Consider the following 21,215-nt stretch of genomic DNA (forward strand, 5'->3'; position numbering starts at 1 on the left):
CAGGCATCCCTAATTATTAAACTGGAGGTAGTCGCAATGAAAATGAAGTGCATCGTGGGAGCACTTGTCTGTGCCGGCGCGTTCAGTACCGCGCATGCGCAAAGCAGCGTGACGCTATACGGCATTCTGGATACCGGCATCGATTTTGCGAGCAACGTGAATGGTTCACACCTGTGGCAGATGGCGAGCGGTGTGAGCGCCGGAAGCCGCTGGGGCGTGCGCGGTCATGAAGATCTTGGCGGTGGCCTGTCTGCGGTGTTCGACCTCGAGAGCGGTTTTAGCTCGACGAACGGCAGCCTCGGCAGCGGTCTCGCGTTCTCGCGCAATGCCTACGTTGGCTTAGCCAGCACGACGAGCGGCACCGTGACGTTCGGGCGCCAGTGGGACCCTGTCGTCGATCTGCTGGAGCCGTATTCGCTCAACAGCACGTACGGCGGCTGGTACTTCTCGCACCCGAACGACATGGACAATCTCGACAACGGCTTCGCCATCAGCAATGCGGTGAAGTACACGAGCCCGACTATCGGTGGATTTACCGGCGAGGCGCTGTATTCGTTCGGCGGCCAGGCTGGGCAGTTCTCGAACGATTCAGCGTATAGCGCGGCGGGTTCCTATACGAACGGATCGTTCTCGATCGGCGTCGGCTATCTGCGCGTGAACGACCCCGAGGAAGCTGTGCAGAGCTACCAGAACGGTGCCGGTTACACCAACGCGGTGTATGGCACGTATCTGCAGAATGCGCGCAGCCAGAATATCTTCGTAGCGGGCGCGTCGTATACGTTCGGCTCGTTCAAGGCGATGGGCAATTTCTCCGACGTCGACTTCCAGCAAGGCGATGCGGGGCAGGACGTGAAGTTCCAGAACTATGAAATTGCTGGCACCTTTGCCGCGACCAGCCAGTTGAATCTCGCGGCAGGCTTCACGTACACCGATGGCCGCGATCATGCGACCGGGCAGGAGCCGAAGTACGAGCAGCTCAACCTGAGCGTCGAGTACGAACTGTCGAAGCGTACCGCCGTCTACGCACTCGCCGCGCTGCAACGGGCAACCGGTGGAGCGGTCGCGCAGATCGCCGGCTTCGATCCGTCGTCGGACGGCAAGCAGGTGGTCGGCCGCATCGGTATGCGCCACAGCTTCTAAAGCCGTCGATCCGGAAAAGTAAAAAGAGCACATTACCCGTTAACGGGTAATGTGCTCTCTCTGTTGTGCGACCCTACGATCCGAAATACGGTGTACAGAAATCCGGCGGGCCGACGCATTCGTTCGTGCTATGCGTCGTGCCCGTTGCGCAGCCGGACAGAAGCAGCCCGACCGCGCACGCGGCGATGGCGTAGCGGACCGACTGTCCGAGCGCGCTACGCAACGCGGTATGCCGGGCCGTGTTCTTCCGCGATGCCACTTCAGTGCGAGTACAGCGTCGAGTTCAGATACGCGAGCTGGCCGTCTTTCTCTGCCTGCACGAGCTCCTGGTAGACCTGCGCACGCGTCTTGCCGACGATAGGCTGGCCATAAGGCGCCACCCACTGGCCGGCTTGCGCGGCGGCCTGTGTGTTGTCCGATGCGACTTGAGTAGCGGCGGCAGCCGGTTGCTGGGTGGGAACGTTCGTCTGTGCGAATGCGGACGTGGCACTGGCAGCACCGACAAGGGCGATAGCGATCATCAACGATTTCATAATAGGCATCCTCATTTATAGTCAGGGTAACTAACCTAGCCGGCAAGCTGTCAGGCTTTCGTAGACCGGTTGATTAAGAGAATAGTCGTCGGGGTATAGCGGATCGATGGTGTGCGGATGAAAAGAAATTTATCTATTGCATCGTGCCGGAGGCCACGTATTCAAGACCTTAAAGGGAACGTGTCAGAAGATTAAAAACCGTTTCATCAAACTGCCTGTTTCGATCATGGGCACGTCACCGGGTACGCATAAATTGCGGCTACCTGCGCGATGCGCAGGATGACTGCGCATCGGCATCGGCGAGTGGGATGACGAGCGATGCGCGGCTCAATCGCTTCTCTCACCCGGAAACGCATATGAAAAAGGCATTGGCAATCACACTATTCGCGCTCGTGGGGACCGTCAGCACAGCCGCTACCGCCCAAAGCAGCGTGACGCTGTACGGCACGCTCGACACCGGCATCGACTACATCAGCAACCAGAAGGCAGCAGGCGGCTCGGGGCACAGCAACTGGATGATGGAAAGCGGTAACGTCAGCACCGACCGCTGGGGTCTGCGCGGTCAGGAAGATCTGGGCGGCGGTCTGAGCGCGATCTTCGATCTCGAGAACGGTTTCAACATCGACAACGGCAAGCTCGGCAACGGCGGCGATCTGTTCGGCCGGCAGGCGTGGGTCGGTCTGTCGAGCAACCAGTGGGGCACGCTAACCATGGGTCGTCAATACGACTTTCTGGTCGATTTCGTCGCACCGTTGTCGGCGACCGGCTCAGGATTCGGCGGCAACATCGCCGATCATCCGTTCGACAACGACAACCTGAACAACGACTTCCGCATGAACAACGCGGTGAAGTTTCATAGCGCGACCTACGACGGGTTCTCCGTGGGCGGCGCTTATGCGTTTAGCAATGCGGCCGGCGGTTTCGCCGACAACAACGCGTACAGCTTCGGTGCGAAGTGGTCGGGCGGTCCCGTCGATCTCGCGCTCGCGTACTTCCAGGGTAACCAGCCTGGCGGCATAAATGCACCCGACAACACGGGTGGCGCACTGAGTAGCAGCGACAACGATGCAGTGATGACCGGTGTGCGGCAACGCATTCTCGGTGCAGCAGGGCGCTATGTATTCGGCCCGGCGACGGTCGGCCTCGTGTTCACGCGCACGACACTCGACGATCCGCATCAACTGGCTCAAGGCGGCTCGTACTCGACGATCAACGGCGACTATCTGACGTTCAACAACTACGAGCTGAACGCGCGCTATGCGGTAACACCGGCGTTCAACGTGGGCGGCTCGTATACGTTTACCGACGGTCATCTCGGCGGCGGCAGCGGCGGCAGCATATCGCCGAAGTGGAATCAGTTCATGCTGCAGGCGGACTACGCGCTGTCGCGCCGCACCGATGTCTATCTGGAAGGGGTTTATCAGCGCGTGACGGGTGCCGACGGCGTTGCGGTACTGGGCAATGCGTCGATCTATTCGCTCGCGGCGGCATCCGGTAACCATCAGGCCGTGATCACGGTGGGTATGCGACACAAGTTCTGAGCGTAGCGGCGCGCATGAAAAAAGGCGCCGTCAGGACCGGCCTCACAGGATGCGGCGGTTGCGAAAGCACGAGTGTTCAAGGCCTGAGTCCCATATGCATGGGACTCAGGCCTTTTAGTTTGCATTCATCGCCTCAAGGTCCGCGCGGGACCGCAAGGCTTAAAAGTTGTTTCATGTTTCTGGTGATCGACTGTTAGTGCTGGCTCTGCAGAATGCCGCCATGGATCACGCTGCAGATTTTCTCTGGACATGTTTGTCCCGCCCGCCCAGCCGGGTTTCCGTATTTCCTTGACGGCACCACATGAATGCAATCGTCCAGGTCGCGCTTCGCCGGCCGTTGACCTTCGTCGTTATGAGCATCCTGATCGTGCTGTTCGGCGGCATGGCGGTGTTCAAGACTCCGACCGACATCTTCCCGGCCATCCGTATACCGGTCGTCGCGGTTGTCTGGACCTATAACGGTCTGTCTCCGCAGGACATGTCGGGTCGCGTGATCTACTACTACGAACGCTCGCTCACGTCGACGGTGGCCAACATCGAGCACATCGAGAGCCAGTCGCTTTACGGACGCGGCATCGTCAAGGTGTTTCTGCAACCAGGTACCAATGTCGCCGAAGCTCAGGCGCAGATCACGGCCGCGTCGCAGACCGTGCTGAAGCAGATGCCGGCAGGCATCACGCCACCGCAGATCATGTCGTACAACGCATCTTCGGTGCCGGTGCTGAACCTTCAGGTATCGGCCCCCGGCATGACGGCGGCGCAGGTCTACGACATGGCGTCGAACCTGATCCGCCCGCAACTCGTCGCGGTACCCGGCGCGGCGATTCCGACACCTTATGGCGGTGCCTCGCTGAACGTCGAGATCGATCTCGACCAGGCGAGCTTGCTCGCGCACGGCCTGTCGGCGACCGATGTTGCTCACGCGCTCAGTTCGCAGAACGTCGTGCTCCCGGCGGGCGACCAGAAGATCGGCGCACTCGACTTTATGGTCGAGACCAACGCGAGCCCGGTGGAAGTCGCCACCTTCAACAACCTGCCGATCAAGACCGTCGATGGCGCAACTGTCTATCTGCGCGATGTCGCCTACGTCCATCGCGGTTCTCCGCCGCAGATCAATGCGGTGCTTGTAAAGGGCAAGCAGGCAGTGCTGATCCAGGTGCTGAAGAGCGGCGATGCTTCGACGCTCGCGGTGGTCGACGGTATCAAGAAGGCGCTGCCGGGCATCATCCGCACGCTGCCGCCCGGTGTGAAGATCACCACCCTAAACGATGCATCCGGTTTCGTACGCGATTCGGTTCGCGAAGTGGTGCAGGAGATGGTCACTGCCGCGATCTTGACCGGGCTCACCGTGCTGCTGTTTCTCGGCAGTTGGCGCTCGACACTGATCGTCGCGACATCGATACCGCTTGCGATCCTGTGCTCGATCCTCGCGCTATCGTGGCTCGGACAGACCATCAACGTCATGACGCTGGGAGGACTCGCGCTCGCGGTGGGCATTCTGGTCGACGACGCGACCGTGATGATCGAGAACATCGATTCACATCTGGAATCAGGCGCGGAACTCGAGCCCGGTATCATCGAGGCTGCCAACCAGATCGTCGTGCCGACGTTCGTCGCGACGCTGTGTATCTGTATCGTGTGGCTGCCGCTGTTCCAGCTCTCCGGCGTCGCAGGCTATCTGTTTCTGCCGCTCGCCGAAGCGATCATTTTCGCCATGATCGCTTCGTTCATCCTGTCGCGTACGCTCGTTCCGACGATGGCGGCGTACCTTCTGCGCAGCCAGGTCGAACAGCACAAACGCGGCCACGTCGGTATTCCAGGACCGTTCACCCGCTTCCAGCGAGGCTTCGAGCAGCGCTTCAACCGTTTCCGCAACGGCTACAAGGAAGTGCTGACCGGAGTCGTCTCGCATCGCGGCCGCTTCATCGCGATGTTCCTCGCTGTCGCGGTGTGTTCGCTCGGTCTGATCGGCTTTCTCGGGCGAGACTTCTTCCCGTCCATCAAGTCGGGTGAGATCGACATGCACATGCGTGCGCCGGTCGGCACGCGGCTCGAGGAAGCGTCGAGGCTCGCGGTGCTCGTCAATGCGGAAATCCGCGAGATCCTGCCAGGCCAGGTGACGAACGTGCTCGACAACTGCGGCTTGCCTTCGAGCGGCATCAACGAAGCCTACAGTTCGACTGGCACGATCGGACCGCAAGACTGCGACATCACGATCAGCCTGAAGAGCGAACGTTCGCCGGTGGACGACTATCGCTTCAAGTTGCGTCGACAACTACCCGCTCTCTTCCCGGGCACGACCTTCACGTTTCTGCCGGGTGACATCACGGCGAAGATCCTGAACTTCGGTCTGCCCGCGCCGATCGATGTGCAGGTAGCGGGACGCGGTCAGGCCGCAAATTACGCGTTCGCGCAGAAGCTCGCTGCGCGCATCCGAAGCATTCCGGGCGCGGCCGACGTGCATATCCAGCAGGCCTTCAACGAGCCGACGCTAAAGATCGCCGCATCGCGTTCATTCGCCTCGGGGATCGGTCTTACCGAAGCCGACATTGCCAACAACGCGCTCGCCACGCTGTCGGGCAGCGGACAGACCGCGCCGACCTACTGGCTCGACACGTCGAGCGGTGTGTCGCATCTCGTGAACATGCAGACGCCACAAGATCAGCTCACGTCGATGAACGATCTGGAAACCATTCCGATCGACAAAGGAAACGGCGATCCGGGCGGCGACGGCGTGCAACTGCTCGGTGCGCTCAGCCGCATCACACAAACCGGCACGCCGTTGCTCGCGTCGCACTACAGCATCCTGCCGGCCATCGACATCTTCGTGAGCAATCAGCGCCGCGATCTCGGCGCCGTACACGATGCGGTTCAGAAGGTCGTCGACGAGATGAAGGATCAGGTTCCGCACGGTGCCAGCGTGCATCTGCGCGGCCAGGCGCAGACCATGAGCAGCGCCTACACGCAGTTGCTCGCAGGGCTCGCACTGTCGGTTCTGCTGGTGTACCTCGTGATCGTCGTGAACTTCCAGTCGTGGCTCGATCCGTTCATCATCATCACGGCGTTGCCCGGTGCGCTTGCCGGCATCGTCTGGAGTCTGTTTCTCACGCACACCACACTGTCGGTGCCGGCGCTCACCGGTGCGATCATGTGTATGGGGACGGCGACCGCCAATTCGATCCTCGTCGTGTCATTCGCACGCGATCATCTGGCCCAGTACGGCGACCCCATTGCCGCCGCGATCGAAGCCGGGTACGCACGCATCCGGCCCGTGCTGATGACCGCTCTCGCGATGATCATCGGCATGCTGCCCATGTCCTTTAGCAACACCCAGAACGCACCGCTTGGACGCGCCGTGATCGGCGGCTTGCTGGTCGCGACCTTCGCCACCCTGTTGTTCGTGCCGTGTGTCTTTGCATTCATGCATCGCGACCACAGGGCAAACCGGGATTTGCACGTATGAACACTTTTCGCGAAACACCTGTCACCCGTTATCCCAAAGCGCGCGTGCTCGGGATCGCCGTTGCCCTCGGCCTCGCCGCACTCGTCGCGCTCGGGATCGTGCAGCGGCACGCCAACGTCGTCGAATTGCAGGACGTCGCCAACGAGAGCTCGGTTCCCCCCGTGCAGGTGATCCTTCCGATGCCAGGACCGCCGACGCGCTCGATGACGCTACCCGGCAACATCCAGGCATGGTATTCGGCACCGATCTATGCGCAGGTGTCCGGCTACGTGAAGAAGTGGTACAAGGACTACGGCGCGCAGGTGAAGGCCGGTGAACTGCTGGCCAGCATCGATGCGCCGACCGTCGACGAGCAATACGAAGGCGCGCAGGCGGATCTCGATGTCGCGCGCACGAACTACAATCTCGCCGACGTCACCGCGAAACGCTGGACCGCGCTCGAGGGAACGCAAGCGGTTTCCCAGCAGGAAGTCGACGTGCAGGTTGCCAATGCGGCAGCACAGAAAGCGAAGGTGCGCGCGGCGCAACATCAGGTTGCGCGCTTCAAGGTACTGGAGGGCTTCAAGGACATCGTCGCACCGTTCGACGGCATCGTGACGTCGCGCAATACCGACGAAGGAAACTACGTGAACGCGGCGGGTGGCGACGTCGGCGCGCGCGGTGCCGCCGATGAACTGTTCAGCGTGTCCGATATTCACGAGATGCGCGTGTTCGTGTCGGTGCCGCAGGACTATTCGCAGATTCTGAAACCGGGCCTTACCGCAGCGTTGTCGCTGCCGCAGTACCCGGGCCGCACGTTCCAGGCGACCTTCGACACCACAGCGAATGCGTTCAATCCACAGACCCGGACGGTGGTGACGGAACTGCTGGTGCCGAATCCGGATCATCTGATCTGGCCGGGCACCTATGCGGATGTGCACTTCGTGATCCCGTCGGATCCGCACATCCTGATCGTCCCTGAACAGGCGCTGCTGTTTCGCGCCGAGGGCATGCAGGTTGCGCTTGTCGGAGCGGACGGCAAGGTTCATCTGCAGAACGTCAAGCTCGGTCTCAATCTCGGCCAGACCGTCCAGGTGATCAGCGGTCTGAAACCGACAGACCGCCTCATCGTCAATCCGTCTGCGGGGATACTCGAAGGCGAGAAAGTGCGCGTCGTACCGGGCACACCGGGCGTTGCGCTGTCCTCTCAACGCCTCGCGCCACCGCCGGTTCCCGCCAACCTCAGTGACGAGCAGCGCGCGAAGATGGAAGCGGCACACGACGACGTGAACAAATGATGCATCGACTCTCACGTATCCGATACTTCGTCGGACTGGCACTTGTCGTGGCGTTGTCGGGTTGCGACCTGGCACCGGTCTATCACGCACCGCAGATGCTGCTGCCCGCGGACTATCGCGGCGCCGGCCCGTTCGTCGAGGCCGCCCCGCAAGATCAGATTCCGCGCGGGCCCTGGTGGCAGATGTTTGCCGACCCCGAACTCGATCGGCTCGAGCGCGAACTCGAGGCGGCCAATCCTGACTTGAAAGCCGCACAGGAAACGTACACGCAGGCGCGCGACGTGGTCGCCGAAGCCCGCTCCGGACTCTTCCCGCAGATCGATGCAAACGCGTTTACCAGTGAGAACAAGGAGTCGCTGCATACGTTGTTTCACACCGGGACGGGGCCGCTGCAGCAGCCTTCAAACGGGTACGGCGCATCGCTATCCTGGGAACCCGATTTCTGGGGTGAGGTAAGCAATAGCGAGAAACGCGCAGCACAGTATGCGCAGGGCCAGGCGGCGCTCGTTGCGTCCGCGCAGCTGAGCCTCGAAATGGAACTCGCGAACGACTACATGGCGGCACACGGTCTCGATACCGAGCACGCAGCCTACGTACGCGCGATCGATCTGTACCGCAACGCCGTGCGGATTACGCAGATGCGTTATGCGGGCAAGATTTCGTCCGGCCTCGACGTCGCCCGGGCTGAAAACCAGCTTTCGGCTGCGCAGGCGCAGGACACCGACGTACAGGCGCAGCGCGCGGTACTCGAACATGCAGTTGCGGTACTGGCAGGCCGGAATCCGACGACATTCACGCTGCCGGTTCGCACCGACTCCCACATCACGTTGCCCGACGTTCCCGCCGGCGTACCGTCGGAGCTGCTGCAGCGCCGCCCCGACATCGCTGGAGCGGAGCGCGCGATGGCCGGAGCCAATTCGGCAATCGGCATTGCGCGGGCCGCGTTCTATCCGAACATTCGTATCAATGCGATGGCCGGCTTCGAGGATACCGGGGGCGCGCTCGCCGCACTGCCCAACTCGCTGTGGGCCGTCGGGGCGTCGGCCATGCTGCCGCTGTTCGAGGGCGGTCTGAGAAAGGCCGAGCTGCAGGCGAGCTGGTCGCAATTTGCGCAAACGGGCGATGAATACAAGGCTGTCGTACTCGCCGCGTTCCAGCAGGTCGAGGACGACCTGGTGCTCACCAGCAAGTTGTCCACCGAAGCCGACCAGCAGGAGGCCGCGCTACAGGCCGCGCTCAAGGTGCAGAAAATTTCGATGAGCCTCTATACAGATGGTCTGGACAATTACCTGAACGTCACGGTCGCCCAGATCGCGGCGCTGACTGCGCAGATTTCCGAGGTCGAGGTGGAGACGCGTCGCCTGCAGACGGCAGTCGCACTGATCGGCGCACTCGGCGGCGGCTGGAGCGCGGCCGATCTACCCACCCGCGATCAGACCATTCCGTTCAGCCCCATCGGTCTGCGCTCACCGCGCGACAACGCAGCCGGAATTTCAACGAAGCAGCCGACGTAGCGACTGAAACGGAAAACGAAACATGGCACTCAGGGACATTCTCGTGCACGTCGACGCGAGCGATGCAGGCCAGCGAAGGCTGCGCCTCGCAGCCGATCTGGCGCACCGGCACGCCGCGCGACTCACTGCGCTGTTCGTGCGCGAATACAGCATCGAGCAGCAGCATCGGTTGCGCGCCGCCGAACTCGGGCTCGCCTCGGGGCAACGCACCGATGCGTTGACACGCGACATCGTCGGCGAACTGGACGGCAACGCAGACCTGTTACGTGCGTTGCTCTCGCGTTTGCAGCAGAACCTCGCCATCGATGTCGCGTGGCGTAGTGTCGACGGGATGGCCAGCAAGGTCGTGCCACAGCAATCGCGTTACGCGGATCTGACCGTGATCGGTCACAACCCTTTCGACAACGCGGCACTCCCCGACGACTATTCGTTTGCTGAAACGATGCTCTTCACGACGGGGCGCCCGCTAGTCATCGTTCCGGCTCAAGAACTGGCCGCAGCGGTACCCGATACGCTCGGGCGCAGTATCGCGATTGCGTGGAACGGTAGTCGCGCATCGGCGCGCGCGCTGTCCGATGCATTGCCGCTCGTGCAGCTGGCAGCGAGCACGACCGTTTTCGTGGCCGAACCGAGTCGCCTCGCGCATCCCGATCGGGTCGACCCGGCGTCGATTCTCGATCATGTTGGGCGACATACCGCGCATGTCGAGTATCGGCCGCTGCAGGCATCGAACGGCGCACTCGGCGATCTGTTGCAGGACGCGGCGCTCGAAGTTGGCGCGGACCTGCTCGTCTGCGGCGCGCATGGCCGGCCCCGCCTGTGGGAAAAGATGCTGGGCCGCGTCACGCATGATCTGCTGACGCGTATACGCATGCCACTGCTCGTTTCCTGCTGACGCCTGTTGCGGTCCTCGCGTTGTGCGAGCCAGCGTGCGCCATTCAGGCAACATCGGTCCTGCCCTGGCCTGCTGCGCGCGGCATCGGAACGTGAACATTCCGGAAGCCGCCGGGAGAGGCGATGCCCGAATCAACCGAACAGATAACCCGAGCCGCGTATCGTGCGGATCATCGGGCGTTCGCCCGGCACATCGACCTTCTTGCGCAGACGCCCTACATGCACGTCGATCAGGTTCGTACCCGGATCGAAGCGGCAACCCCATACCGCTTCGAAGATCATCGTGCGCGTCAGCACCTGGCCCGCATGACGCATCATGAATTCGAGCACGCGAAACTCGGTGGGCTGCAGATCGAGTTCGCGTTCGCGATAGGTGACCCGGCGACGCACGAGATCGAGTTCGAGCGAATCCTTGCGCAGCACGGTTTCGGTTTTCGTGCCGCGTGGGCGCCGTCGCAGCAGTACTTCGACGCGCGCAAACATCTCGTCGGGTGAAAACGGTTTGGTCAGGTAATCGTCGCCGCCTGCGCGCAGCCCCTTGATGCGCTGATCGACATCGGACATTGCGCTCATCACCAGCACCGGCGTTTCCATGCCGACGCCGCGCATCGTTGCGACGATCGTCAGGCCGTCGAGGTCCGGCAGCATGCGGTCTAGCGTTACGACGTCGTAGCTTCCGCCCATCACCTTGGCCATGCCCTCGCGGCCGGTGCGCGCGAGATCGACGGAGAAACCGCCCGCGGTGAGTGTGCGCACGATGTCGTGCGCAATCAGTTCATCGTCTTCAATCGTGAGAATTTTCGGCATCGATAGCGCCTGTTCGTTGCACGCGCTCAGGCCACGGCGCGCAGCGTCACTGCCTTGTCCGGCGAGCGATACCGGTTGACCACGAAGTCGATGAAGCTGCGTACCTTCATCGACAGATAGTTGCGGCCCGAGTAGAGGATTGACACCTGATGCGCGCCGCCGTTGACCGCGAACTGTTCGAGCACCGGCACGAGCGCGCCGTGCGCGAGATCGTCGGTGATCAGTGGTCGCGGCAGCAGCGCGATACCCATGTGGTTGAGTGCGGCAGCGCGTGCGGTGGCGTGACTCGTCGTTGTGAGTGCGTTGCCGGCGCTGACGCGTTGAATGCCGTCGACGCCCGAAAATTCCCACGTGCGCGACAGACCATCCGAGATCGCGAGCAGGTCGTGCCGCGCCAGCGCGGACGGATCGCGCGGCGTGCCGCAACGCATGAGGTACGCGGGCGATGCGACGACGACATCGTCGACCGTTGTCAGCGTGCGGCTGACCAGCGTCGAACTTGCGAGGCGTCGGTCGTCGGAGAAACAGACATCGAAGCCGCCTTCAATCATGTCGACATGCGTGTCGAACGTCGTCACGTCGAAGTTGACGCGTGGATGTAACGCCCGATACGACGCGAGCAGGATGCCGAGGTTGGTCGTCGAGAACGTCATCGTGCTCGCGATGCGCAGCGTGCCGCACGGATCGCGTGTGGTCTGCACGAGATTCGATTCGACCTCGTCGAGCTTTTCGACGATCGCGCGGCAGCCGTCCAGATACTCCTTGCCCATGTCGGTGAGCGACAGACTGCGCGTCGTGCGGTTGAGCAGACGCACGTTCAGATGAGCTTCGAGTGTGCCGATGCTGCGCGTCACCGCAGCCGCCGACATACCCAGTTGTCGCGCCGCGAGATTGAAGCTGGCGAGATCGACTACGCGGATGAAGGCACGCATCGCCTGGAGTTGGTTCATGATTTCGCGCGAGTTAGGGCAACGCGTAGATGATCGGCGATGGCGTGTAAAACAAAGTCGCTACGTGGATTAAGCCTTTTTTAACTTGCTGCAATGTTCATGAAGATTGCAAAGGAGACCTTTCATTTGACGATTCACAAGCCTTCATCGTGAGAATGAAAGAGAGTGGGGCGTTGGATGTGCAATGGATATGCGCGGCGACTCGCAACCTTGAAAGACGGAGGCGAACGACGCGTATCGAAGCGGTGGAGCAAACGCAGAGACGCGCATGCGAATGCACGCGCGTGAGAGAGAAGAGGGGTCGCGCATCGCGATGAATGCGCATGCCGCCTGCATTGCGCAGCGGCGTGAATGCCTGAACTAGTTGGGCAGACTATGCGTTTCGGCGAGCGTGTCGAGATGCTTCGATAACGCGTCGTGGAGTTTCTCGAGGCTGTGCGTCGGTAGTGCGAAGCCGGCCCAGCCCAGACCCGAATGACGCAGAAACACCACCGCGCCGTCGTACATCGGATGCATCTCGGAGTGCCAGCACGGGTCCAGCTCGATCACATATTGGTGCGAACGCGAAGGCTCTTTAGGCAGTTCGGGTTTCATCGATGCACGTATCAGACTGAGATGCTCGATAACGGCATCGACGTCGCTTGCTTCGAGCAACACGGAGGCCTGCTCGATGGCGATGCGGACTGTGCTCGTGCCGTACTGGTTGATTACTTCGATGCTCATGGGGCGCGTCATCGCTCGACTCCTGGTACCTGTCCCGATGCGGAAATTATGGAGTGGCGAAGTGGGGCGCAGTCTGAAACAGTGAGATCGTTGGATTAAAGTTTTTTTAAGCTGGGCGGATTAGCCCACGTGCGATTGTTGCGATCTGCAGCGACAAGCGCTTGTGTCCTTGCATGAACAGCAAGAGAGAAGATCGGCTCGCAGTGCATTGACTGCGAGCCGATGAAAGAAACGTACTACAGCGCCGCAGGCGCATTCGGCACTTTCGTATTGCGCGTATAAAGCATCGCCGACAGCACGACACCACCGGCCGCCGCCAGCGCCGCAAACAGAAACACCGAGCCATACCCGAACTCGCCGGCGACATAACCGGCAAGCGGCCCGGTAATCCCCAGCGACAAATCAAGGAACACCGAGTAAGCCGACAGCGCCGCGCCGCGGCTTGCCGGCGGCACCAGCGCGACGGCCTCGACGCCAAGCGCCGGGAAGATCAGTGCGAAACCGAAACCGGTCAATGCCGCGCCAAGCAGCGCGATGTGCGGCTCGGGCGCGAGCCACAACATGAGCAACCCGGCGCACTCGAACGCAAACGATGCAATCGCCACGCGAAAACCGCCATACGTCTTGATCGTGTTGGCGAACAGCAGACGCGAACCGACAAACAGCGTGCCAAACACCGTCAGCGACAGCGCCGCATTCGGCCACTGCCGTGCCGCGTAGAACAGCGTGATGAACGTCGCAATCGAACCGAAGCCCGCCGACCCCAACGCGAGCCCGATGCCATGCGGCAACACGCGGCTGAACACGCTGCGATACGACATCCGTTCGCCATGCACGACAGGAACCGGTGCGATCGGCCGCGCGAGGTAGTAGCCGAGCGCTGCGAGCGCGATCACGACGACGCCGAGCGCCCAGTAACCGATGCCATGCGCAATGCCGACACCGAGCGGTGCACCGATCGCGAGCGCACCGTACGTCGCGATGCCGTTCCACGAGATCACGCGTGCGTTGTTCGTCGTGCCGACCCGGCCGATGCCCCACAGAATCGCGCCGGTCCCGCACAGACTTTCGCCAAAACCGAGCACGAGCCGGCTCAGCACCAGCAACGTGAGACTCACGCCGGTCCACTTACCGCACAGCACCGCGAGCAGCAGCAAGATGCCGCTCGCGCCGCAGCCGAGCAGACCGATCGACACCGTCTTCTTCGGCCCGAGCGTATCGGCCGAGCGACCCGCCAGCGGACGCGACGCCAGGGTCGCGAGGTACTGCACGCTGATCGCCGCCCCGGCGAGCACGGCGCTGAACCCGAGGTCGTTGTGCACGTAACCGGGCAGCACCGCGAGCGGAAGGCCGATCGTCAGGTAGCAGATGAAGGTGAAAAAGACGACCGGAATGATCTGCAGAGTCGTCGCGAACTGGCTGCGGGGCGTGATTGAGTCGGCGGACATGGGGAAAACGAGACTTGAAATCGGCGGGAAGGCGTGATTTTCCCATGGAACCGGTTCTCTTGCAGCGAGCACTTAATAATTTTGGCCCGCAAAAAACGGTGTCGGATGTGTATAGAGCGGCGAAAACCGCGTATCGGGCCGCACAGCGGGCATTTCCGCGAGCATCCGTCGATCTGGAAATGTCATTTTGTAGATATAAATACAAAAAATAGTCCAAAAATACGCTACTTCTATAAGTCATCAAGCCACTGAACCACGAGATTTATCGCTCCAGCCATATATCCCGCATGCGGATGCGCCTATGGGTTGCCAATATTGAAGGTGATAGCGTTCGAACCGTCCCCGCAGCACGGCCCAGCAGGCCAGAACAATCGAGACGAAACATGAGCCAGCCGATCCGCTTCTATCACCGCAATGCGATCCGCGAGATCCGCAATACGCCAGTCACCCGCACGGTGCTGCAATACCTGCGCGAAGACGCGCGCTGCACCGGCACCAAGGAGGGCTGCGCCGAAGGCGACTGCGGCGCCTGTACCGTCGTGATCGGCGAGCGCAACGCCGCGGGCGGCGTGAGCTTCAAGGCGGTCAACGCGTGCATCCAGTTCCTGCCGACGCTCGATGGCCGCGCGCTTTTCACGATCGAAGACCTGCGCCAGCCCGACGGCTCGCTGCATCCGGTTCAACAGGCGATGGTCGAATGCCACGGCTCGCAATGCGGCTTCTGCACGCCGGGTTTCGTGATGTCGATGTGGTCGTTGTACGAAAAGCATGGCCACGAGCAGAGCTGCGCGAACCGCACGGTGCCGTCGCGCACTGAAATCAGCAATGCGCTGACCGGCAACCTGTGCCGCTGCACCGGCTACCGGCCGATCGTCGATGCCGCCGTGCAGATGTTCGAAGCCCCCGCGCCGAAAGCACCGGTCGATCTCGAAGCACTTGCGAGCACGCTCGCCACGCTCGAGCGTCACGACACGTTCCACTATGCGCACGCCGGCCAGCAATTCGATGCACCACGTACCGTCGAAGCGCTCGCGCAGATCAAGAGCGTGCAACCGGCTACGCGGATACTCGCGGGCAGCACCGACATTGGCCTGTGGGTCACGAAGCAGATGCGCGAACTGGGCGACATCGTGTATGTCGGGCAGATCGCCGAACTGCAGCGTATCGCGGTGACCGACGGCTGGATCGAGATCGGCGCCGGTGTCAGCGTCGAGAAGGCCTACGCGGAACTCGCGAGGCATTACCCCGAATTGAACGAAATGTGGCAGCGCTTCGCGTCGCTGCCGATCCGCAATGCGGGCACGCTCGGCGGCAACGTTGCGAACGGCTCGCCGATCGGCGATTCGATGCCGGGGCTGATCGCGCTTGGTGCACGGGTTGTCGTGCGAGGCGGCGAGATCGAGCGCGAGATGCCGCTCGAAGACCTGTACCTCGCGTATCAGAAGAAAGACATGGAGGCGCACGAGTTCGTCGTCGGCTTGCGTGTGCCGACGCGTACCGGTGTGCGCGCGAATCTGCAGTTCCGCACGTACAAGCTGTCGAAGCGCTTCGATTCCGATATCTCGGCGGTGTGCGCGGCGTTTTCGTTCATCGCAGATGGCGACACGGTGCGCGAGCCGCGCATCGCATTCGGCGGCATGGCCGCGACGCCGAAGCGTGCGACGCACGTGGAAGCGGTGCTCAACGACGCCGAGTGGCACGAAGCCACTGCGCAGGCCGCGATGCTCGCACTCGCGAAAGACTACGCGCCGCTTAGCGACATGCGCGCGACCAGCGACTACCGCGTCGAAGCCGCGAAAAACACGTTGTACCGCTTCTGGCTCGAAACGCGCCCGCACAATCCGCTGCCGAAGGCCGCGCTCGATGTGCGCGCCGTCGAAGCCGCCGGTGCGAGTGCGTAAGAGAGCCACAGCCGGGCTACAGTAATACCGAGGTACGGAGAACCATTCGAATGAACCAGCAAGCTGAGCCGTTCCTGAAGGACGCGCAGAATCTCGACGACCTGATCAACGACTTCACGCAGGTCCACGTGTCGCGTCCGCATGAATCCGCGCACCTGCATGTAAGCGGCCGCGCCACCTACACCGACGATATTCCCGTCGTCGCAGGCACGTTGCACGCCGCGCTCGGTCTGTCGACGAAAGCGCACGCGCGGATCGTCTCGATGTCGTTCGATGCCGTGCGCGCGACACCGGGCGTGATCGCCGTGCTCACCGCCGAAGACATTCCCGGCGCCAACGACGTCGGCCCGATCATCCACGGCGACGATCCGATTCTTGCCGACGGGATCGTGCAGTACGTCGGCCAGCCGTTCTTCATCGTCGTTGCGACGTCGCACGACACGGCGCGCCTCGGTGCGCGTCGAGCGGAGATCGTCTACGAAGAGCTGCCCGCGATCATGACCGCGCAGCAAGCCCGCGCCGCCGATTCACGCGTCCTGCCGCCGATGAAGCTCGCGCGCGGCGACGCCGGCACAAAGATCGCCCGCGCGGCACACCGCGATGCAGGCGAGATGCTGCTCGGCGGTCAGGAGCAGTTCTATCTGGAAGGACAGATTTCGTATGCGGTGCCGAAGGACGACGACGGCATGCACATCTGGTGCTCGACCCAGCACCCGACGGAAATGCAGCACCTCGTTGCACACGCGCTCGGTATCGCGTCGCATAACGTACTGGTCGAATGTCGGCGCATGGGCGGTGGGTTCGGCGGCAAGGAGTCGCAGTCGGGGTTGTTCGCGTGCTGCGCGGCGCTCGCTGCGTGGAAGCTGCTGTGTCCGGTCAAGCTGCGTCCCGATCGCGACGACGACATGATGGTCACGGGCAAGCGCCACGATTTCCACTACACGTATGAAGTCGGTTACGCCGATGACGGTACGATCGAAGGCGTTGGGGTCGATATGACATCGCGCTGCGGCTTCTCGGCGGATCTGTCGGGACCGGTGATGACGCGCGCCGTGTGCCACTTCGACAACGCGTACTGGTTGCCGGATGTATCGATTGCGGGTTTCTGCGGCAAGACGAATACGCAGTCGAACACTGCGTTTCGTGGGTTTGGCGGCCCGCAGGGTGCATTTGCGATCGAGTACATCATGGACGACGTCGCGCGTTCGCTCGGGCTCGATCCGCTCGATGTGCGTCGTCGCAACCTGTACGGCAAGACCGAACAGAACCAGACGCCGTACGGCCAGGTCATCGACGACAACGTGATCCACGAACTGCTCGACGAAATCGAAGCGACCAGCGACTACCGCGCGCGCCGTGCCGCGGTTCGTGAGTTCAACGCGAACAATGAGATCCTGAAGAAGGGCCTCGCGATCACGCCCGTGAAGTTCGGCATCGCGTTCAACGTGACGCACTTCAACCAGGCGGGTGCGCTCGTCCACATCTATACCGACGGTTCGGTGCTCGTGAATCACGGCGGCACCGAGATGGGCCAGGGGCTCAACACGAAGGTCGCGCAGGTCGTTGCGCACGAACTCGGCATTCCGTTTGCACGCGTACGGGTCACCGCAACCGATACGAGCAAGGTCGCGAATACATCGGCGACGGCGGCATCGACGGGTTCGGATCTGAACGGCAAGGCCGCGCAGGATGCGGCGCGGCAGTTGCGCGAACGCCTCGCCGCACTGGCCGCCGAGCGCTATGGGGAAGGCAAGGTCAGCGCCGCCGAAGTGCGTTTCGGCAATGGCGCGGTGAGTGTCGGCGGGACGATCGTGCCGTTCGACGAACTGGTTGCCAAGGCGTATCTCGCGCGGGTGCAGTTGTGGTCCGATGGCTTCTACGCGACGCCGAAACTCTACTGGGACCAGGCGAAACTGCAGGGTCGGCCGTTCCATTACTACTCGTACGGGGCGGCGGTGTCGGAGGTCGTGATCGATACGCTGACCGGCGAGATGCGCGTGCTGCGCGCGGATGCGTTGCACGACGTCGGGGCGTCGCTGAACCCGGCGCTCGATGTCGGCCAGGTCGAAGGTGGCTTTGTCCAGGGCATGGGCTGGCTCACCACCGAGGAACTATGGTGGAACGCGGGCGGCAAGCTGATGACACACGCGCCGTCCACCTACAAGATTCCAACCGTCAACGACACACCGCCCGACTTCCGCGTGCGGCTCTTCAAGAACCGTAACGCGGAGGACAGCATTCACCGCTCGAAGGCGGTCGGCGAGCCGCCGCTGCTGCTGCCTTTCTCGGTGTTCTTCGCGGTGCGCGATGCGGTAGCGAGTGTCGCCGACTATGCGGTCAATCCGCCGTTGAACGCACCGGCCACCGCTGCGGAGATTCTTAGAGCGGTCGGTGCGGTGCGCGAAGCGGCGCGGGCGAGGGCAGCATGATTGCCGGTCTGCGTTCATCGTCTGCAAGCGCAGCTGATGCGCCGGTGCGGATCGGACGTCGTAGTAGTGCGCCGTCGCAGCCGAGCAAACCGATGCACATCGTGTTGTTCGGCGCGGGCCACGTCGGGCACGCGCTCATCACGCTGCTCGGCATGTTGCCGTGTGTCGTGCAATGGGTCGACGAACGCGACGAGCTGTTTCCCGACGAGGTGCCGGCCAACGTGCAGATCGAAGCCACCGACACGCCCGATGCGATCGTCGATAACGTGCCGGCAGGCGCCTACTTCCTGGTGATGACGCACAACCACGCACTCGATTTCACGCTTGCGACGCGCATCATGCGGCGTCGCGACTTTACGTACTTCGGCATGATCGGTTCGAAGACGAAGCGTGTGAAGTTCGAGCGTCGTTTGATCGAGCGTGGTGTCGAACCCGGGCGGCTCGCGCAGATGACCTGTCCGATCGGCGTGGCAGGGATCGTCGACAAGGCGCCGCATGCGATCGCGTTGGCTGTGTGTGCGGAGTTGCTGCAAATCCGCACGCGCGAGGCTGCGCGTGCCGCGTTCGACGCTAGCGCCAACGCTAACCCAGGCGCGTCGTCACACGGCGTCACTGCGAACGTCTAACGTGCCCGGAATCAAACAACCGACGCACGCTTGCGCCGCGCCCCCTTCGCAATCAGCGTCTCCGACACCTGCGCCATCAAACCGCGCAACCAGCCGATATCGCTCGGCCGGTCCGGCTGCGGATGCCACAGCTGATAACACTTGATCCGCGGAAACGGAATCGGCGCCTCGACGACCGCGAGCGGCAACAGGTTCGCGTAGTGCATCGCGAAGCGCCGCGTCGTCGTAAAGATCAGGTCCGATTGCAACAGCACCTGCGGCACGAGCCCGAAGTACGGCAACGTCGTCACGATATGCCGTTCGGCATGCGCTCGCGCGAGGCCGATATCGATTGCGCCACCGCGACCGCCGCTATACGGCGTCGGTGCGAGATGCGGAGCCGCGAGATACGCATCGCGAGTGAGCGGCGTCTGCGCGAGCGGATGATCGGCGCGCATCATGCAGACCACCGTATCGGAGAACAGATCGCTGCGAGCAAAGCGTGCATCGGGTTTTGGCCAGTTGCCGATCACGAGATCGAGTTCGCCGGCATCGAGTGCAGCGGTGTGATCGAGCATCGGATTCAGCGAGTCGATCTCGAGATGCGCATGCGGTGCGGCCTCGCGGAACTGCGCGATGACCGTCGGCATGAAGAAGTCGTTCAGATAGTCCGGTGCGGCGACGCGAAACGTACGCCGCGAGCGCGCCGGATCGAAATCGCCGTGCGGCGTCGCGACGAAGTCCACCTCACGCAACGCGCGCTGAGCTGCGGCGAGCAGCGACGCGCCATATTCGGTGGGCACCATGCCCGATTTGCCGCGCACGAGTATCGGATCGTTGAGCGTTTCGCGCAGCTTGCGCAACGCGGTGCTGATCGCCGGCTGCGTCTGGTTCAGGCGCAACGCTGTCTGCGTGACGCTGCGCTCGACGAGCAGCGTGCGCAGCACGCGCACGAGCCAGATATCGAGGGAGGCGGCGGTATCGTCGTCCATGATCAAACAGGGCAAGGCGGGTCCGGATGAAGCGGTGCGCGTAACCGGCTTGCCGGACAGTTCGCGCGCAGGGTCGCGAAGTCCATAACCTTAGGCTGTTTCAGGCGCGCCGGCATAGCGCGAGCGGTATGGCCGGCATCACGGGGCGTGTCGATGCGTCGATGAATCAGGACTTCGAGGTCGTGGTGATGCCCAGCGGCAGCGTACTGATCCGCTTCACTTCCTTCGATTCCAGCCAGTTCGGCGTACGTGCGCAGTACAACACCATCGGCAACGCGTCTTCCCCCCAGAACAACTGATCGTTCATGCGGAACGTCGGCACGCCGAACACGCCGAGCTTGATCGCTTCGGCGGTATTGCGCTGCAATTGCGCCTTTGTTTCCTCGCGTGCGATCAGCTGTGCGCCGTCGGGCACGCCGACACGCTCGCACAGCAGCGCAAAGCCTTCGTCAGTCGACGGATCGCGGCCTTCGCGCCAGATGAAGCGGAAAATTTCGCGCACGAAAGCAAGGTCGCCGTGCGCAGCGATTGCGAGCAGCAGCGGCCGGGTCGGATCGAACGGATGTGAGGGCGGCATGCGGAACGGGATGCCGAGCTGGTCCGCGCGAAACAGCGCGTGGCGGTACGTGTAGATGCGCTTGGCCGGTATCTCGGCCGCGACCCGTTGCCCCCAGTGGCGGTACAGGTCGTGCAGCGAGACGGGCACCGGCACGAACGGCATGCCGGGCCATTTGTCCTGTTGTTCGAGCAGCAGGTACGTGAACGGCGAGACAAAATCGTAAAACCACAGCGGCTGTCTGGCGTCGATGCCATCGGTCATGGATGTCTCCCGGAATGCGTTCGTCCCGGCGGGCCGTCGCTGCTGGCTTGCCGGAACTGTGTCGATCTTACGCGGTGCAAGGCGCTGCTGCACTGGTTTTGGCAAGGCGGCGTCGGGTGCGGGGGGCCGCGCATGCGTTGGGTGCGTGTGGCTGCTCAGGTGTTCGACGATGCACACG

16 protein-coding genes are annotated in these 21,215 nt (G+C 62.5%); 9 read left to right on the plus strand and 7 right to left on the minus strand.

The window, feature by feature from the left end:
• Window positions 1–42 precede the first annotated feature (42 nt).
• A complete protein-coding gene (locus FNZ07_RS16745) occupies window positions 43–1,140 on the plus strand; it encodes a porin (RefSeq protein ID WP_091010906.1) in 1,098 nt (365 codons plus the stop codon).
• Between the two features lie 260 nt (window positions 1,141–1,400).
• On the opposite strand, the gene FNZ07_RS16755 is transcribed toward FNZ07_RS16745, so the two are convergent.
• Complete coding sequence (locus FNZ07_RS16755) at window positions 1,401–1,673, minus strand: DUF4148 domain-containing protein (protein WP_091010150.1); 273 nt, start codon at window positions 1,671–1,673, stop codon at window positions 1,401–1,403.
• Window positions 1,674–2,029: 356 nt separating this feature from the next.
• Between FNZ07_RS16755 and FNZ07_RS16760 the strand changes: the two genes are divergently transcribed.
• From FNZ07_RS16760 to FNZ07_RS16780, 5 genes are all read left to right on the plus strand, one after another.
• Window positions 2,030–3,214 carry a porin gene (locus tag FNZ07_RS16760; RefSeq protein WP_091010907.1) on the plus strand — a complete coding sequence of 395 codons (1,185 nt, stop codon included), beginning with the start codon at window positions 2,030–2,032 and terminating at the stop codon, window positions 3,212–3,214.
• Window positions 3,215–3,515: 301 nt separating this feature from the next.
• Window positions 3,516–6,677 (plus strand): efflux RND transporter permease subunit, encoded by a 3,162-nt coding sequence (locus FNZ07_RS16765; protein WP_091010152.1) that lies wholly within the window; start codon window positions 3,516–3,518, stop codon window positions 6,675–6,677.
• Entirely contained in the window at window positions 6,674–7,954 is a 1,281-nt protein-coding gene (locus FNZ07_RS16770) for an efflux RND transporter periplasmic adaptor subunit (RefSeq protein WP_091010154.1), read from the plus strand. Before FNZ07_RS16765 ends, FNZ07_RS16770 begins: the two co-directional genes overlap by 4 nt.
• Entirely contained in the window at window positions 7,951–9,468 is a 1,518-nt protein-coding gene (locus tag FNZ07_RS16775; protein WP_091010156.1) for an efflux transporter outer membrane subunit, read from the plus strand. Before FNZ07_RS16770 ends, FNZ07_RS16775 begins: the two co-directional genes overlap by 4 nt.
• 22 nt (window positions 9,469–9,490) lie before the next feature.
• Complete coding sequence (locus FNZ07_RS16780; protein WP_091010158.1) at window positions 9,491–10,363, plus strand: universal stress protein; 873 nt, start codon at window positions 9,491–9,493, stop codon at window positions 10,361–10,363.
• 131 nt (window positions 10,364–10,494) lie between these two features.
• Here FNZ07_RS16780 and FNZ07_RS16785 read toward each other — a convergent pair whose 3' ends face one another.
• From FNZ07_RS16785 to FNZ07_RS16800, 4 genes are all read right to left on the minus strand, one after another.
• Entirely contained in the window at window positions 10,495–11,169 is a 675-nt protein-coding gene (locus FNZ07_RS16785) for a response regulator transcription factor (protein ID WP_091010160.1), read from the minus strand.
• A gap of 26 nt (window positions 11,170–11,195) precedes the next feature.
• The gene (locus FNZ07_RS16790; protein WP_091010162.1) at window positions 11,196–12,119 is read right to left on the minus strand and encodes a LysR family transcriptional regulator; all 924 of its coding nucleotides are present in this window, start codon (window positions 12,117–12,119) and stop codon (window positions 11,196–11,198) included.
• A gap of 360 nt (window positions 12,120–12,479) precedes the next feature.
• Window positions 12,480–12,854 (minus strand): hypothetical protein, encoded by a 375-nt coding sequence (locus FNZ07_RS16795; RefSeq protein ID WP_091010164.1) that lies wholly within the window; start codon window positions 12,852–12,854, stop codon window positions 12,480–12,482.
• A 224-nt stretch (window positions 12,855–13,078) separates the two neighbouring features.
• The gene (locus FNZ07_RS16800; RefSeq protein ID WP_091010166.1) at window positions 13,079–14,290 is read right to left on the minus strand and encodes an MFS transporter; all 1,212 of its coding nucleotides are present in this window, start codon (window positions 14,288–14,290) and stop codon (window positions 13,079–13,081) included.
• Window positions 14,291–14,673: 383 nt separating this feature from the next.
• On the opposite strand from FNZ07_RS16800, the gene xdhA reads away from it, so the two are divergent.
• From xdhA to xdhC, 3 genes are read left to right on the plus strand one after another with little or no spacing between them, the layout of a single operon-like run.
• The gene (gene xdhA / locus FNZ07_RS16805) at window positions 14,674–16,191 is read left to right on the plus strand and encodes a xanthine dehydrogenase small subunit (RefSeq protein ID WP_091010167.1); all 1,518 of its coding nucleotides are present in this window, start codon (window positions 14,674–14,676) and stop codon (window positions 16,189–16,191) included.
• 50 nt (window positions 16,192–16,241) lie between these two features.
• Window positions 16,242–18,620, plus strand: a complete 2,379-nt coding sequence (gene xdhB, locus FNZ07_RS16810) for a xanthine dehydrogenase molybdopterin binding subunit (RefSeq protein WP_091010169.1) — start codon at window positions 16,242–16,244, stop codon at window positions 18,618–18,620.
• Window positions 18,617–19,246: a xanthine dehydrogenase accessory protein XdhC gene (gene xdhC, locus FNZ07_RS16815; protein ID WP_091010171.1), complete on the plus strand. Its 630-nt coding sequence runs from the start codon at window positions 18,617–18,619 to the stop codon at window positions 19,244–19,246. The genes xdhB and xdhC overlap by 4 nt, the downstream gene beginning before the upstream one ends.
• Window positions 19,247–19,257: 11 nt before the next feature.
• Here the strand turns inward: xdhC and FNZ07_RS16820 are convergent, their stop codons facing one another.
• Together FNZ07_RS16820 and FNZ07_RS16825 are read right to left on the minus strand one after the other, a co-directional pair.
• A complete protein-coding gene (locus tag FNZ07_RS16820; protein ID WP_091010173.1) occupies window positions 19,258–20,217 on the minus strand; it encodes a LysR substrate-binding domain-containing protein in 960 nt (319 codons plus the stop codon).
• Window positions 20,218–20,383: 166 nt separating this feature from the next.
• Window positions 20,384–21,037 (minus strand): 2-hydroxychromene-2-carboxylate isomerase, encoded by a 654-nt coding sequence (locus tag FNZ07_RS16825; protein ID WP_091010176.1) that lies wholly within the window; start codon window positions 21,035–21,037, stop codon window positions 20,384–20,386.
• Window positions 21,038–21,215 lie beyond the last annotated feature (178 nt).

Source organism: Paraburkholderia megapolitana (genome assembly GCF_007556815.1).
In the GTDB taxonomy this organism is placed as follows: domain Bacteria; phylum Pseudomonadota; class Gammaproteobacteria; order Burkholderiales; family Burkholderiaceae; genus Paraburkholderia; species Paraburkholderia megapolitana.